This window comes from Novosphingobium clariflavum (assembly GCF_026420865.1).
GTDB lineage: Bacteria > Pseudomonadota > Alphaproteobacteria > Sphingomonadales > Sphingomonadaceae > Novosphingobium > Novosphingobium clariflavum.
Genome location: NZ_JAPCWC010000006.1, coordinates 264,267 through 279,655 on the forward strand (window position 1 = coordinate 264,267; position 15,389 = coordinate 279,655).

13 protein-coding genes are annotated in these 15,389 nt (G+C 66.3%); 7 read left to right on the forward strand and 6 right to left on the reverse strand.

All coding sequences use genetic code 11. The features are described from left to right. Window position 1: 1 nt before the first annotated feature. From OKA11_RS10945 to OKA11_RS10960, 4 genes are all read right to left on the reverse strand, one after another. Window positions 2-529: a DUF2141 domain-containing protein gene (locus OKA11_RS10945; RefSeq protein WP_267220204.1), complete on the reverse strand. Its 528-nt coding sequence runs from the start codon at window positions 527-529 to the stop codon at window positions 2-4. Then, window positions 526-1,467 carry a hypothetical protein gene (locus OKA11_RS10950; protein ID WP_267220205.1) on the reverse strand — a complete coding sequence of 314 codons (942 nt, stop codon included), beginning with the start codon at window positions 1,465-1,467 and terminating at the stop codon, window positions 526-528. The genes OKA11_RS10945 and OKA11_RS10950 overlap by 4 nt, the downstream gene beginning before the upstream one ends. Before the next feature lie 28 nt (window positions 1,468-1,495). After that, window positions 1,496-2,686 (reverse strand): glycosyltransferase, encoded by a 1,191-nt coding sequence (locus tag OKA11_RS10955; RefSeq protein WP_267220206.1) that lies wholly within the window; start codon window positions 2,684-2,686, stop codon window positions 1,496-1,498. A gap of 163 nt (window positions 2,687-2,849) precedes the next feature. Further along, window positions 2,850-3,638 (reverse strand): polysaccharide deacetylase family protein, encoded by a 789-nt coding sequence (locus OKA11_RS10960; RefSeq protein ID WP_267220207.1) that lies wholly within the window; start codon window positions 3,636-3,638, stop codon window positions 2,850-2,852. Between the two features lie 257 nt (window positions 3,639-3,895). Here OKA11_RS10960 and OKA11_RS10965 point away from each other — a divergent pair, with 257 nt between their 5' ends. Further along, entirely contained in the window at window positions 3,896-5,695 is a 1,800-nt protein-coding gene (locus OKA11_RS10965) for a DEAD/DEAH box helicase (RefSeq protein ID WP_267220208.1), read from the forward strand. Window positions 5,696-5,816: 121 nt separating this feature from the next. Here OKA11_RS10965 and OKA11_RS10970 read toward each other — a convergent pair whose 3' ends face one another. Together OKA11_RS10970 and OKA11_RS10975 are read right to left on the reverse strand one after the other, a co-directional pair. Beyond that, on the reverse strand, window positions 5,817-6,275 hold the full coding sequence (locus tag OKA11_RS10970; protein WP_267220209.1) for a GreA/GreB family elongation factor: 459 nt from the start codon (window positions 6,273-6,275) through the stop codon (window positions 5,817-5,819). Beyond that, entirely contained in the window at window positions 6,272-8,152 is a 1,881-nt protein-coding gene (locus OKA11_RS10975) for an ATP-binding cassette domain-containing protein (protein ID WP_267220210.1), read from the reverse strand. The genes OKA11_RS10970 and OKA11_RS10975 overlap by 4 nt, the downstream gene beginning before the upstream one ends. Window positions 8,153-8,327: 175 nt before the next feature. Between OKA11_RS10975 and OKA11_RS10980 the strand changes: the two genes are divergently transcribed. The 6 genes from OKA11_RS10980 (at window position 8,328) to OKA11_RS11005 (ending at window position 15,372) form a co-directional block, all read left to right on the forward strand. Next, window positions 8,328-9,344 carry an HlyD family efflux transporter periplasmic adaptor subunit gene (locus OKA11_RS10980; RefSeq protein ID WP_267220211.1) on the forward strand — a complete coding sequence of 339 codons (1,017 nt, stop codon included), beginning with the start codon at window positions 8,328-8,330 and terminating at the stop codon, window positions 9,342-9,344. Beyond that, on the forward strand, window positions 9,341-11,101 hold the full coding sequence (locus tag OKA11_RS10985; protein WP_267220212.1) for an ATP-binding cassette domain-containing protein: 1,761 nt from the start codon (window positions 9,341-9,343) through the stop codon (window positions 11,099-11,101). Before OKA11_RS10980 ends, OKA11_RS10985 begins: the two co-directional genes overlap by 4 nt. Next, window positions 11,098-12,246, forward strand: coding sequence for an ABC transporter permease (locus OKA11_RS10990; RefSeq protein WP_267220213.1), 1,149 nt, complete (start codon window positions 11,098-11,100; stop codon window positions 12,244-12,246). Before OKA11_RS10985 ends, OKA11_RS10990 begins: the two co-directional genes overlap by 4 nt. Window positions 12,247-12,250: 4 nt before the next feature. Continuing rightward, window positions 12,251-13,399 carry an ABC transporter permease gene (locus OKA11_RS10995; protein ID WP_267220214.1) on the forward strand — a complete coding sequence of 383 codons (1,149 nt, stop codon included), beginning with the start codon at window positions 12,251-12,253 and terminating at the stop codon, window positions 13,397-13,399. Between the two features lie 12 nt (window positions 13,400-13,411). After that, window positions 13,412-14,917, forward strand: coding sequence for an efflux transporter outer membrane subunit (locus OKA11_RS11000; protein WP_267220215.1), 1,506 nt, complete (start codon window positions 13,412-13,414; stop codon window positions 14,915-14,917). 140 nt (window positions 14,918-15,057) lie between these two features. Then, window positions 15,058-15,372 (forward strand): FtsB family cell division protein, encoded by a 315-nt coding sequence (locus OKA11_RS11005; protein ID WP_142633783.1) that lies wholly within the window; start codon window positions 15,058-15,060, stop codon window positions 15,370-15,372. Window positions 15,373-15,389 lie beyond the last annotated feature (17 nt).

A 15,389-nucleotide genomic window follows, 5' to 3' on the forward strand; every position in this document is an offset into this window, starting at 1 on the left:
TTCAGGATTCCTGTCTGGGTGGGGACTTGAGCGGGGCTACGCCCAGCCCGCTGCGGTAGTTCATCACGATGCGCAGTGCGGTGAGGCCGCTGCCGGCGCTGACGGCAACATTGCGCACGGCAGGCTTGCCCCAGCCGAGCCTGGGGTTTCCGGAAAAGCCGATGCCGTCGATCCGCCAGCTGAAACGGCGGTCGTTGTCGCGGTCGTGCAGCAGGCTGACGGCATAAGTGCCGGGGCCGGGCAGGCGCACGCAGAGCCTTGGCGTGCCGCTGGCGGGGACCGGCACTTCCACGCGGCGGAAGGTCTTGCCGGCCATGACTAGCACGTTGTCGTCAGCCAGGAAGTCCTGCTCGTTTGCCGGGTAGACTTCCAGCTTCAGCTTGCCGGCGCGGTCCTTGAGGCCAAGCACCTCCACCTCGAAGGCCGGGCCGCGCTCGCCCGCACGGCACTGGCCCTCGGCCTTGCCGAGATCAGGGGTGGAAGGGATCGCCGCCGCCATGGCGAGCGGGAGCAGCAGGGCAAGGCTCATGCGCTGGCCTCCGGTGCGATCAGGTCGCGCACGGCGAGCAGGCCGCCAAGCACGAGGTGGGCGGCCAGCAGCAGGCCCGCCATCAGCGTCATCAGCGCGCCGATGTCGCCCTCGTGGCCGAGTGCCAGCACCGCGAAACCGGCAAACAGCAGGTCCTTGTTGGGCATCAGCGGCAGGCGAGAGACGAGCAGGCGCAGCGTTGCCAGGAACAGCCACCAGCTCAGCGGCACTTGCGGCAGGACGATGTGCCACATCACGGCATTGGCCAGCGTGGTGAAGGCAATGCGGGCAAGGTGGACCTGCGTGATCATCACCAGGTCGGCGCGCGGCAGGGTGAAGACCTTGCGGCGGAACACCATGGCGCCGACCGAGACCGCCAGCAGGATCGCCAGCGAATAGACCAGCATGTGCGAATCGAGACCGAGGCGGGTCATGCCCACCATCGGCAGCATGATCGCCACCAGCAGCATGGTCACCCCGTTGCCGGTCATCGCCGAGAGGATCGCCACGTCCTTCACCGCGCCGAACGGCGCCGCCGCCAGCGAGACGCGTTTGCGCGCCCAGGTGTAGAAATAGGCCTCGCCGAGATAGCCGAGGAGCAGCTCGTTGTAGATCTTCTTGCGCATCAGCGCGAGCATGCCGCCCGCCGGAATGCCCCAGAGGCGGTGGAAGATCAGCCACTCGCTGGCCGGCGTCACGAGGTATCCGGCGGCGAAGACCAGCCAGAAGCCGATGCCCATCGGCATCATCGCGCGCATCTTCGCGACTTCAAGGCCGCCCATCTCGTGGATGACGGCAGCGATGACCGCGAGCGAGAGCACGATCGAGAACAGGGCCTGCCTGCCGCGATGGGGGCTGCGGTCCTGCGGGGTAAGCTGAATGGTGGGGCCGTCGGCGCCGATTGAAGCGGGTGCCATGGCCGTGACGATTTCGGTCACGCGATTCTCCGAAGGTGTGCGCGGATGCTCAAAGCGTTCGCTGCCGGGGGGCAGGAGACAGCCAGGCGCTGGTGTCGCGCATCCGCTGGCGGCTGCGCTCGTTTTCGCGGCGCAGTTTTTCCATGAGGTCCAGGTAACGTGAGGCTGCACCCTCGATTTCGTAGCGCGCGGCGATGGCCCGGGCGCGGGCCGGGTCGCCGCGGAATTCGCGCAGGCGGGCCAGCCCCGCCGCAAAGGCCTGCTCGTCGCCGGTCGGCACCAGCAGGCCGGTGCGCTCCTCTTCCAGCAGGCAGGCCATCGAAACGCAGCAGTCGGTGGCGAGCACCGGCAGGCCGCTCGCCAGTGCCTCGACGACGACGCCCGGCAGGCCTTCGTAGTCGGAACTCAGCACGAAGGCGTCGGCCAGGGCGAGCAAGGGGTCGATCGAGGCGAGATGGCCGGGAAGGTGCAGCCGGTCGGCTATGCCCAGTTCGCCGGCCAGCCGCTCGATGGCGGCGCGTTCGGGACCTTCGCCGGCGATCGTCAGGGTGTCGCCGGGGCGGGCGGAGCGCGCGAAGGCGCGCAGCATCAGGCCGTAGTTCTTTTGCGGGACCAGCCGTCCGGCGGCAAGATAGCGGGTGCCCCAGGCCGAGGCGGGGCGCCGTTCGATGCGGGCGAGGTCGGCCAGGCGGCGGCGTCCGAGAACGGGGTTGGCGATCGTCGCGACCTGCCGGGGATGGGCATCGGCGATCTCGCGGATCTCGCGCGCCATCGGTTCGGACAGCGCGATCAGGCGGTCGAACATCCGCCCCTGCGTCCGCAGCCAGGCCCGGTAACCGCTGCGCAGCAGGGGCGGCATGTCGGGCCGGTGCAGGGCGTTGCTGACCTTGAGCATCATCGGCGGCATCTGCTCGCCCAGCATCAGCCGCAAGGCCGCGCCGACCACCGCGTACGTGTTGCCCGCAAGGAACACCACATCGGCGTCGTTCTTGAGGAGGTAGCTGTGGAGGCAGTGGATCATCCACGGCGTCTCCCAGGACGCGGTGGGGAAGGGGGCGGGGAGCTGCCAGTAATCGAGCGCCGGGGCGCTGGTCAGGTGGCTGCTGGCTGAGCGGCCCAGCACGATCACCACATCGTGTCCCGCACGGTCCCAGTGCACCGCGAGGCCGAGCGCGACGCGTTCCACTCCCCCCGGATCGAGACTGTGGATCGGAATGACGATCCTGAGCTTGTCGTTCATGCTACCCCCGACGTCACCGACTGCATCGCTCCGCAGTCGCTGCGCGCAAAATTTCGCGACCGATCAAGACCGCAGCTTCGGCGGCCGGTGTCGCGGTACTTCGGCTATCGTGTCGGGTTCGTGACGCTCCCGGCGCTGTCATTCGCTGGATTGGAAACCGTATTCAAACAGTCATTCCGACGGGGCGTGCCGGAGCGCGCAATTCGCCATAGCGGGCCGGCCGATGCGTCCTGGCGAAGCGGCTGAGGGTGGCATCGATGCTGGCGAGCAGCGAGGGCCTGGTGACGTCTCCGGGGTGCACGGCGATGCGCACCGTATCGAGGGCGCCCAGCGCGGCACGGGCGATCCCGGCAAAGGCGAGCGAGGATGCCGTGCGCATCGCCGAGCGGCTCGCCCAGGTGATCACCGGTCCCTTGGCCAGCACCTGGTCGGTCGATGCGTCCCATACCCGCCAGTGGTCCTCGCTGAGGGCGAAGCGGGCCTTGCGCAGCGCGGTCCGCGCGCCGTCCCCGTAGAGCCATGCCGGTGCAATGAATCCGGCACTCTCGCGCCCGATCACGTCTTCGACCAGCGCCTTGCCTTCCAGCATCCGGGCGAGCGCGGTCGTGTCGTCGAGGCCGAGAAATTCGCCTTCGCCAGCGGTCATGTGGCGGGCCTTGAAGCGCGCGGCGACATTGGTGTGGCCGCTGCCGAGCGCGACCATGTCCTTGTGGAACCAGCCGTGCACGAACATCTCGATCCCGCGATCGGACCAGTGCCGCAGCCGTGCCTGGAAGGCCTTGTCCCTGGCCAGCGGATGGTGGCCCCAATGGTCCGGCACCACCAGCATGGCGAAGTTCGGCCCGCCCAGCCGCGCTTCCAGAATGTCCGCCAGTTGCAATACGGCGCGTTCGCTTGCCGGCCCGACATCGTGGATCGAGGCCAGCAGGCGCTTGGGGTGACGTGGTGCCAAGTTGATGCAGTTCCTGTTTTTTGCTTGCGGTCCCCGCTGAGCGGACTATGCGCACAGCGTGACCATTCCGTGACGCCGCCGGACTGGTAGATCCGCAGTCTTGCGACTGCTGCGATGAACGATGTGAAATTGGGACGCGCCAAACGTGGATTTTTCCGCTATGGGGCGTTCAAGGACCATTGGGTCGCACAAAAACACTCCACGGCAACTTACCCCCATGAGACCGCGCAAGCGGCACAGGACTGATTCACAAACTCATGACTTTTTCACAGCTCCCCCAGCCCCTTGCCGACGCCCTCACGGCGCAGGGCTACGAGGCCCTGACCCCCGTTCAGGCCGCCGTTTCGGAAGCCGAAGCGCGCGGGCGCGACCTCGTGGTTTCTGCGCAGACCGGCTCGGGCAAGACCGTCGCTTTCGGCATCGCCATGAGCGACGAACTGCTGGCGGACGGTTCGATTCCTTACGCCGAGGCGCCGCTGGCCCTCGCCATTGCCCCCACGCGCGAACTGGCGCAGCAGGTCAGCCGCGAGCTTGAATGGCTCTACGGCAAGACCGGCGCGCGCATCGTCACTTGCGTCGGCGGCATGGACCCGGTGCGCGAGCGCAAGGCGCTCGAACGCGGTGCGACGATCGTGGTGGGCACCCCGGGCCGCCTGCGCGACCATCTGGAACGCGGCAAGCTCGACCTCTCGGCGCTGCGCGTCGTCGTGCTCGACGAAGCCGACGAGATGCTCGACATGGGCTTCCGCGAAGACCTGGAAGAAATGCTCGACGCGATGCCGGAGAGCCGCCGCACGCTGCTGTTCTCGGCCACCATGCCGCGCCCGATCGAGGCGCTGGCCCGCCGCTACCAGACCGATGCGCTGCGCATCTCGACGATCAGCGAGAACCGCGGCCACGGCGACATTTCCTATCAGGCGGTCACCGTTGCCCCGGCCGACGTCGAGAACGCGGTGGTCAACCTGCTGCGCCTTCACGACGCCGAAACCGCGATCCTGTTCTGCGCCACCCGCGACAATGTGAAGCACCTGCACTCGACGCTGACCGAGCGCGGCTTCTCGGCCGTGGCGCTTTCGGGCGATCACTCGCAGAACGAGCGCAACAACGCGCTCCAGGCGCTGCGCGACAAGCGCGCCCGCGTCTGCGTCGCCACCGACGTTGCCGCGCGCGGCATCGATCTTCCCTCGCTCACGCTCGTCATCCACGTGGAAATCCCGCGCGATGCCGAAACGCTGCAGCACCGTTCGGGGCGCACCGGCCGCGCCGGCAAGAAGGGCACGGCCGTGCTCATCGTGCCGTTCCCGCGCCGTCGCCGCGTCGAAGGCATGCTGCGCGGTGCGCGCATCGAGGCCGAATGGGTGGCCGCGCCGACCCCCGAGGTCATCCGCGCCGCCGACCGTGGCCGCCTGATGGAAAAGCTGCTCGCCCCGGTCGAGGCTGACGAGGAAGATCGCGAGATCGCCCGCGAAATCCTCGAAAAGGTGAGCGCCGAGGATCTGGCCGCTGCCCTGGTCCGCGCTCACCGCGCCGCCATGCCGCAGCCGGAAGAGCTCATCGGCAACAGCCCCGAGGCCCGCGAGGCGCGCCAGCGTCCCGGCTTCGACGACGTGGTTTGGTTCACCATGGACGTGGGCCGTCAGCAGCACGCCGATCCGCGCTGGATCCTGCCGCTGCTGTGCCGCCGTGGTCATGTTACCCGCAACGCGGTCGGCCAGATCCGCATCATGGCCAACGAGACCTACTTCCAGATCCCGCGCGCGCAGGCCGAACAGTTCGTTCGCGCCGTCGAGCGTACGGCGAACGAGGATAGCGGCGACGTGGAGAACACCATCCGCATCGTGCAGGCGCAGGATACCCCGCGCGAAGTCGCCCGTGAACGCCGCCGCGAAGGCCCGCAGGGCCGCGGCCGCAAGCCGCATGGCGGCCGTGAGGAAGGTGGTCGTGGCGGCTATGAAGGCCAGCGCTACCAGCCGCGCCCGACCGGCGGCGCCCGTCCCGAGCGTAGTGGCGGCGGCGGCAAGCCGTTCCACAAGAAGCCGAAGAAGGGCAACTGGTAAGCGGCTTTCCGGCCGTCAGGTCATGAAAAAAGGCGGGGTTCACCACCCCGCCTTTTTTTGCGCCCCTGATGCTCGAACGCGGTCGAACGCGGTCGGCGTCAGGGCGCCGGTGGCCGGTGCGTCAGCTGTTCAGGGCGAGCACCTCGATAGCCTCTTCCTGCCCATTGAAATCGACGAATTCGCCGACTTCCGCACCCAGCAAGGCACGGGCAAGCGGGGCGGTAAACGCCAGCGCGCCCTTGGCGGGATCGGCCTCGTCATGGCCGACGATGTGCACCTCGCGCTCCTTGCCATTGAGCACGAAGCGGACACGGTGCCCGAACATGGCCCGCTCGCCCGACGGCGCGGGTTGAACTTCGGCCGTTGCCAGCCGCTTGCGCCAGTAACGCAAGTCGCGCTTGGCGGCATTGAGTGCGGTTTCGTCGGTCAGGGCAGGGATGTCCGCCTCCAGCGCCGCTATGCGGGTGTCGATCAGGGCGCGGCCTGCGGCAGTGACGAGGTTCGGTCCCGGCGGGATCGGCACTTCGAACTTGGGCTCGAGATGCTCCTCGTCCCCGTCGCGCCGGAAAGCGACACTCATGCGCCGCCGCCCATGTATTCGTCCATGGCCTCGCTGGCCTCGAACCAGCCCTGTTCCGCGACTTCGAGGTCCTCGGCAGCCTGGGTGCGGCGCTTGCCGATCTCACCGATACCCAGCTTGGCGAGATCGCCCTTGACCGAGGTGGGATCGGCCAGCGCGGCATCGAGCGCCTCGATCTGCTGCTGGATGCGCTTCATGCGCGTCTCGGTCTCGGAAACCTTCTTGCGCAGGGCCTTCAGTTCCTCGCGCGCGACGGCGCCGTTCTTGCGGGCGGGCTTGGCATCGGCCTGCGCCTTGCCGTCGCCCTTGGGCTGGTTGCGGCCGAGCACGAAGTCGATGTAGTCCTCCATCGAGCCGTCGTAATTGGCCGCCGTGCCCTGATCGACCAGCACCAGCCGGTCTGCAGCGAGTTCGACCATGTGGCGGTCGTGGCTGACGAGGATGACCGCGCCCTCGAACTGGTTGAGCGCCTGCACCAGTGCCTCGCGCGCGTCGACGTCAAGGTGGTTGGTCGGTTCGTCGAGGATCAGCATGTGCGGCGCGTCGCGGGTGACCAGCGCCAGTGCAAGGCGCGCGCGCTCGCCGCCCGAAAGCGTGGAGATCTGCGCCGTCGCCCGGTCCCCGGAAAAGCCGAAGCGGCCGAGCTGCCCGCGCACGGCAACCGGCGGCTTGCCTTCCATCGCGCGGGTCATCAGTTCCAGCGGCGTCGAATCCGAGGGCAGTTCCTCGACCTGGTACTGCGTGAAGTAGCCGATGCGGATCTTGGGCGAGAAGCTCAGCGAACCTTCCATCGGCTCCAGCTGACGGGCCAGCAGGCGCGCCAGCGTGGTCTTGCCGTTGCCGTTGCGGCCGAGGAGGGCAATGCGGTCCTCGGGGTCGATGCGCAGGTTCAAGCGGCGCAGGATCGGCTTGTCGGCCTCGTAGCCGACCGCGGCAAGGTCCAGCGTGACCAGCGGCGGGCGCAGTTCGTCGGGGCTGGGGAAATCGAAGCTGAGCGAGGAATCCTCGGCCATGGCCGCGATCGGCTGCATCTTGGCCAGCATCTTGGCGCGCGACTGCGCCTGCTTTGCGGTCGAGGCGCGGGCGGAGTTGCGGGCGACGTATTCGGCCAGCTTCTTGCGCTGCGCATCCTGATTGGCGCGCGCGGCGGCCGCCTGCGCGGCGCGTTCGGCACGGATGCGCTCGAAGCTGTCGTACGTGCCCGGATAAAGCGTCAGCTTGCCCTGCTGGAGATGCAGGATGTGATCGACCACGTTGTTCAGCAAATCGCGTTCGTGGCTGATGACGATCAGCGTCTTGGGATACGTCTGGAGGAAATTCTCCAGCCACAGCGTCGCTTCGAGGTCGAGGTGGTTCGAAGGTTCGTCGAGCAGCAGCACGTCGGGCTGCGAGAACAGCAGGCCGGCGAGCGCGACGCGCATCTTCCAGCCGCCGGAGAAACTGTCGAGCGGACGGTTCTGCATCTCCTCGTCGAAGCCGAGGCCGACAAGGATGCGCGCGGCGCGTGCCTCACCGGTATAGGCGTCGATCGCGAGGAGGCGTTCGTGGACGTCTCCAAGGCGATGGGGGTCGACGCAGGTTTCGGATTCGGCAAGCAGTTCCTTGCGCTCGGTATCGGCGTCCAGGACCGCTTCAAGGGCGGTTCTGGTGCCGCTAGGGGCTTCCTGGGCGATATAGCCGAGACGGGCCCGGCGCGGCATCTCCACCGAGCCGCCATCGGGTTCCAGCTGGCCGATGATCGCCTTCACCAGCGTGGACTTGCCCGCGCCGTTGCGGCCGATCAGGCCGACCTTGCCGTCCTTGGGAATGGTGGCGGCAGCCTGGTCGAGAATGGTGCGCCCGCCGAGACGGACTGTGATATCGCGAATATTCAGCATGGCGCAGCGCCTAGAGCATTTTTGCGGCTTGGGGAAACCCTCACTGCGCAGGCGCTGCGAGACCTCGCTTCCCTATGCGTAAACACGATTTGATTTGCGCCAACGCAGTGTCACTATGTGACTGGTAAAGCGTGAGTACTTTTCCGATTCCCGAAACGCTTGGCGAGGTACGTCGATGAAGAAGTCCGTGGTCGCCGCAGGTGTGGTGGCAATACTGCTGGCGGCCGGGCTGGTATTCTGGTTCACCCGAAGCGGCAAGGAGCAGGATGCGATCATCCTGCACGGCAATGTCGATATTCGTCAGGTTTCACTGGCTTTTGACGGGTCTGGCCGCGTCATTCAGATGGCGGTGGAGGAAGGCGATGCCGTCAGGGCCGGGCAGATCATCGCCCGGCTCGACACGGTCAGCCTCGGTCTGCAGGCACGCAATGCCGAAGCCCAGCTGGCGGCGATGCGCGAAAGCCTGCTCAAGCTGCAGAACGGCACGCGCCCTGAAGACATCGCGCAGGCACGGGCACGGCTCGCCTCCGCGCAGGCCACGGCACGGCGCGCCGCGGACGATTACCAGCGGGCGCAAACGGTATCCGCAAGCACCGACGGGCGCGGCGTGAGCGCCCAGGAACTCGATCAGGCGCGCAATGCCTCGCAAGTCGCCAAGGCGCAGCTCAGGGAGGTGGATGCCGCGCTGCGGCTGGCCCTGCGCGGCCCGCGATCGGAGGACATCGCTGCCGCAGAAGCCCAGGTGAAGAGCGCCGAGGCGCAACTGGCGCTGCTGACACACCAGATCGATCAGGGCGCACTCAAGGCGCCATCGGATGCGGTCGTGCGTTCACGCCTGCTCGAAGTGGGCGACATGGCCGCACCGCAGAAACCGGCTTACGAACTGGCGCTCACCAGTCCCAAGTGGATCCGGGTCTATGTCGAGGAGGCCGACCTTGGCCGGGTCCGCATGGGGCAGCGGGCTGCCGTGACCAGTGACAGTTTCCCCGATCAGCCGGTTGCCGGAACGATCGGGTACATTTCCTCGGTCGCCGAATTCACACCCAAGTCGGTGGAGACCGAATCGCTGCGTACCGCGCTGGTCTACGAAGTGCGGGTGCGTGTGGACGACCGGCAGGGCCGGCTTCGGCTCGGACAGCCGGTGACGGTACGCATCGACGCGGGCGCCGCGAAGGCCGGATCGCCACGGTGAGCGATTGCACCGTCGTCTGCGAAGGCCTGCGCAAGGTCTTCGCCGGGGCGGACGGCCGTCCGTTTGATGCCGTCCACGATCTGACGTTCTCGCTGAAGCGAGGAACGATTTCGGCCCTGGTGGGGCCGGACGGTGCGGGCAAGACCACGCTGATGCGCATGGTGAGCGGGCTGCTGAAGCCGGATGGCGGGTCGCTCGAAGTGTTGGGTACAGATGTCGCTGCCGATCCGCAGGCAGTTCAGAACCGTATCAGCTATATGCCGCAAAGATTTGGTCTTTATGAAGATCTTTCCGTTCAGGAAAATCTCGATCTTTATGCAGATCTTCACGGCGTGCCGCAGGAGGTGCGGGCCGAACGTTTCCGCCGCATGCTGGAAATGACCGATATGGCCCGCTTTACCGCGCGGGCAGCGGGCAATCTGTCGGGGGGCATGAAACAGAAGCTGGGGCTGGCCTGCACGCTCGTGCGCGTTCCCGACCTGCTTCTGCTGGACGAGCCGAGCGTGGGTGTCGACCCCCTGTCGCGCCGCGATCTCTGGGAGATCATCGAGCAGTTGATTGCCTCCGATGGCCTCAGTGTCCTCGTCAGTACCGCCTACATGGACGAGGCGGGGCGCTGCGACGACGTGCTGGTCATGGATCACGGACGGCTGCTGGCCCAGGACCGGCCTCAGGCGATTACCGCAAGGGCAGCTGGCCTCACCTATCGCGTCACGCCCGAACCCGGCACGCCTGCGCGCGATCTGCAGGCCAGACTGATCGATGCTCCGGAGCGGGTGGTGGATGCCGTGCCGCGCGGCGGCGCCGTCCGTTTTATCCGCCAGAGCGATTGCCCGGCGGACGGCATGGCGGATCTGCTCCAGGGGCGCCCGGTCGAACCGCGCGGCGAGGAGCTGGAAGACGCTTTCATGCTGCTGCTGCGCCAGCATGACGCCCCGAAGCCGAATGCGCCGCGCGATGCGGCAATCCCGGAAATACGGCTGGCGGCAAAGGAGGATGCCGCGGGCGAAGCGGTCATTCATGTGCGCGATCTGGTGCGCCGTTTCGGGGATTTCACGGCCGTCGCCAATACCTCGTTCGATGTCCGGCGCGGCGAGATATTCGGGTTGCTCGGCCCCAATGGCGCGGGCAAGACAACGACCTTCCGCATGCTGTGCGGATTGCTTCCGGCGACCAGCGGCACGCTGGAAGTCGCTGGCGTGAACTTGCGCCGTGCGCGCTCCGAGGCGCGGCGCAAGATCGGTTATGTGGCGCAGAAATTCTCGCTCTATGCCAATCTCACGGTGCGCGAGAACCTCGAATTTTTCGGCGGTGCCTATGGGCTGCGCGGGACTGTGCTGAAGCAGCGCGTCCACGCCATTCTCGATCAGTTCGGGCTCGACGGTGCGGCGGCCAGCGGGGCTTTGCCTCACGGCTACAAGCAGCGCCTCGCCATGGCGGCGGGCCTCGTGCACGCGCCGGAGATCCTGTTCCTCGACGAACCGACCAGCGGCATCGATCCGCTGGCGCGCCGGGCGTTCTGGCGCACGATCACATCGCTGTCGCAATCGGGGGTGACCGTGATCGTCACCACCCACTTCATGGAAGAGGCCGAGTATTGCGACCGCATCGCCATCCAGGACGCAGGCCGCATGCTGGCACTTGGCACTCCCCGGCAAGTGCGCGAGCAGGCTGGCGGTGAAAGCGTGGACGACATGAACCAAGCCTTCATCGCCATCGTCGAGCAGGGCCGGGTCAAGGGAAGGTCCGCGGCATGAGCGATGCGCGCAACACCTCCGCGGACGACAGCGGCTTCACCACCCGTCTGGTCGCCCTGGTGCGCAAGGAAACCCGCCAGATGCTGCGCGATCGCAGCAACCTGATGGTGGGGTTGTTGCTACCGGTCGTGCTGATCCTGCTGTTCGGTTATGGCCTCTCGTTCGACGTCAGGGATGCGCCGGTTGCACTGGTGATCCAGGATCGCTCCGAAACTGTGAGCGAGCTGGTGTCGGGGCTGCGCGGTTCGCCGTACCTCGACCCTGTCGACGTCCAGACGATGGAGGAGGCCAGCCGGATGCTTGTGGATGGCAAGGTGGATGCCATCGTCCAGATCCCCGGCGATTTCGCCAGTCGCCAGGTGAAGGGCGGTGCGCAGGTGCAGCTCGTCCTCAACGGCGTCGATTCGACCACGGCGCAGACGCTCGAGGCCTATGTGCAGGGCGCTATCGCCACCGCCATGGCTCGGCAGGCGGATCGCGGCGGTGGTATGGCCACTGGCACGGTCACGCTGATGACCCGGACCTGGTTCAACGAGGAAGGCAACAGCCGCTGGTACCTGGTGCCGGGCCTCGTCGTGCTGATCATGACGCTGGTCGGCGCCTTCCTCAGTTCGCTGCTGATCGCGCGCGAATGGGAGCGCGGCACGCTGGAGGCGCTGTTCGTCACGCCGGTGCGGCCGCTGGAACTCGTGCTTGCCAAACTGGCCCCGTATATCATCATCGGCCTGATCGATCTGGCGATGTGCATCATCGCGGCGGTCGTGCTGTTTGCCGTGCCGATCCGCGGGTCACTGGTGGCGATCGTCCTGGTGTCTTTCCTCTATCTGCTGGTGTCGCTGTTGGTGGGACTGCTGATATCCGGCGTTACCCGCAACCAGTTCGCGGCCAGCCAGGTGGCCCTGCTCGCCAGCTTCATGCCGGCGCTGATGCTGTCCGGTTTCGTCTTCGATCTCCGCAACATTCCGCTCGCCGTCCGCATCGTTGCGGAAATTCTTCCGGCAACGCACTTTATGGGCGTGATTAAGACGCTGTTCCTCGCGGGCACCGACTGGGGCTTGGTCGCCCGCAACAGCGCAATCCTGCTAGGCTATATCGTCGTTCTCACATTCCTTACGCGCAGAACATTGCGCAAGCGGCTGGGCTGACGCGATGGACCGTGAATCCGGCCGCGCTCTGCCTCCTATGTTGGCCTCGGTCCTCGGGTGGCTGGGGGAAGTTGCCTTCCTGTTCCGCAAGGAAGTGCTGGCGCTTTTCAAGGATCCCGCCAACCGCATCATCCTGTTCGCGCCGGCTTTCATCCAGACCTTGCTGTTCGGCTATGGCGCGATCCTCGATCTGCAACATGTGCCCTATGCCGTGCTTGACCAGAGCCGGGGTCAGGCTGCCAGCGAACTCATCGCGCGGCTTGACGGGACGGGGGTGTTCACCCGGCAGGCGACGCTTGTGAGCGCCAACCAGATCGCACCGCTGATAGACCGTCAGAAGGTGCTGATGGCCGTCACCATTCCTGCTGATTTCGATCGCAAGCTGGCCAGCGGGGGCAATGGCGAGGTGCAAGTCGTGTTCGACGGTCGCAATTCGACGACGGCGGGGGCTGCGGCGTCCTACGTCAGTGCCGTGGTGCGGGCGCTCAATGCCTCGCGCTCGGGCGGGCAGGGGGTCGCCGTCGTACGGCGCGCCTGGTTCAACCCCAACCTGGAGTCGCGCTGGCAGATCATGCCGGCCATGATCGCGACGCTGTCGATGCTTCAGACCATGCTGCTGGCAGCCCTTTCGGTGGCGCGCGAGCGGGAGCAGGGGACGTTCGACCAGCTTCTCGTCACGCCGATGACACCCTTGCAGATACTGGTCGGCAAGGCGCTGCCATCCATCGTCGTCGGGCTCCTGCAATCGACGATCGTGATGCTGATCGTGTTGCTCTGGTTCCGGATACCGATGAGCGGTTCGCCGTTCCTCCTGTATTTTGGCCTTCTTTGCTTCAATATCGCCGCAGTCGGCATCGGCATGACGCTATCGGCTTTCGCGCTGAACATGCAGCAGGCGATGCTGTATTCCTTCGTGCTGATCATGCCGCTGACCTTGCTGTCCGGCTTGTTGACCCCCATCCGCAACATGCCGCTGGTTCTCCAATATGCGACTTATGTGAACCCGCTGAGGTTCGGGGTCGCCATCGTACGCCGGGTCTACCTTGAAGGCGCCGGACTCGGCGAGATCGCCATCAACTTCGTGCCGCTACTCGCGGTCGCGGCGGTGACCCTGCCGCTTTCCGCGTGGCTGTTCCGCCACCGGCTTTCCTGAGGATAATTGGCCATGTCTCGTGCCCGGACCATTGCCTGGCTGCCGGTTGGCGGCGCGCTTGCTCTCTGCCTCGGCATGTCGGCCTGCACGGTGGGCCCGAATTTCAAGGCGCCGGTGGTGGTCGCCCCCGGCGATTGGTCGCAGTGGCGCAGTGGGAGCGGCGATGTTGTTGCCGTTCCGGCAGGGACGCAGGCGATGCCGGCGCAGTGGTGGACTTTGCTTGGCGATCCTGTTCTGGACGATTTGGAGCGCAGGGCCCTGGCTGCCAGTCCCGATCTTCAGACGGCGGCGCTTCATTATGCCCAGGCCCGGGCCCAGCGCGGGGGAATCGCCTCCGCGGCTCTGCCGCAAGTCAACGCCAGCGGCGGCGTGACGCGTGAACGCATGAGCGAGAACGGTGCGTCTACGCGCCTGTTCAATGCCCTTGCCGGCTCCAATCGGGACGAGATCACCAAGGTCATCGGTGATCCGTTCACCGACTATCAGGCCGGCTTCGATGCGGGGTGGGAAATCGACCTCTGGGGCAAGGTCCGGCGTTCGGTCGAGGCGGCGGATGCCGGCGTCGATCAGCAGGGTGCCTTGCTGGACCTCACGCGGCTGGCGGTTACCGCTGAAGTCGCGCAGGCCTATTTTGCCATGCGAAGCGCCCAGATGCAGGTCCGGGCAGCGTCCGATGACATCTCTCTCCTGCAAAGCCGGGTCGAGCTCACTCGCGCGCGGATGGCTGGAGGCCTGAGCGATCACGCCGCGATCGAAACCGATTCCGCAAGCTTGCGCGCCTCGCAGGTCGGTCTTCCGAAGGCACGGGCCGAGGAGGCGGTGCAGGCCAATCGAATCGCCGTTGCACTCGGCGTGCAGCCCGGGGGCTTGCGCGACTTGTTGAAACCGGCGCCGTTCGGCCCGATGCCGCCGGGCCTGCCCGACATGTCCCTTGGGTTGCCATCCGAAGTGGCGCTTCGGCGGCCCGACGTGCGGGCTGCCGAAGCAAGGCTCCATGCGGCAACCGCGCAGATCGGCGTGGCGACGGCTGACCTCTATCCGAGCATCACGCTCGGCGGCGGGTTTGCCCTGGAAAGCTATCGCGCGCAGAACCTGTTCGACTGGGCGAGCCGGACCTGGCAGATCGGCCCCAGCCTCAGCCTGCCGCTATTCGATGGTGGCCGTCGCCGCGCGGCGGTACAGGTCCGCAAGCTGGAAGAGCGCGAGGCTGCTGTGAATTTCCAGGTCACGGTGCTGAAGGCCTGGCAGGAGATCGACGATGCGCTGACCGGCTATACGGCTGAATGGCAGGTCCGTTCCGACCTCGCGATGCGGCTGGATCACGCAGGGGCGCATGCCGCGCTGGTGGAGGCGCGCCACCGGGCAGGGCAGGTCAACTACCTTCCGGTGATCGACGCTCGCCGTGCGGTTGTGGGGGCACAGCGGGATCTGGACGAGAGCGATGCCCGGCTGCGAACCCGCCTAGCTGCCATCAACAAGGCCATCGGCAATGTTCCACCGAGTGATCCGCCCGCTTGATGTTGCTGGCGCGTAAAACTTATCAACACCTAAATTGTTCATTTTGCGGTGCAGCGTGGCGCGCAGGTCTGTCGCTGGTGGGGGCGAATCGGGTAATATTCGTGCTTGCAACGCGGAATCACTTGTGATTCTATCACGGCATGAGGGCCATGCATCACGACAACAACCTTGCGAAAGAGCGACTGGTTCAGGGCGGTGCCCTGGCCCTGCTTCTGCTCATGGGTGGTTTCGTAATCGCCGGACCCAGTGGCGTGCTCGCCTGGGGCGAAAATCAGCGTCTTCTTGAGCAGCGCCACGAAAAGCTGGCTGAACTGGAAGGCCAGCGCGATCGACTGAAAAATCGCGTTGCCTTGCTCGATTCCAGCAAGGTTGACCCCGATCTTGCCGGTGAACTGCTGCGCTCGAACCTCAATGTGGCGCGCCCTGATGAAATGGTCATGCTGATCAAGCGCTGATTTTGCGCCTTTCAGGG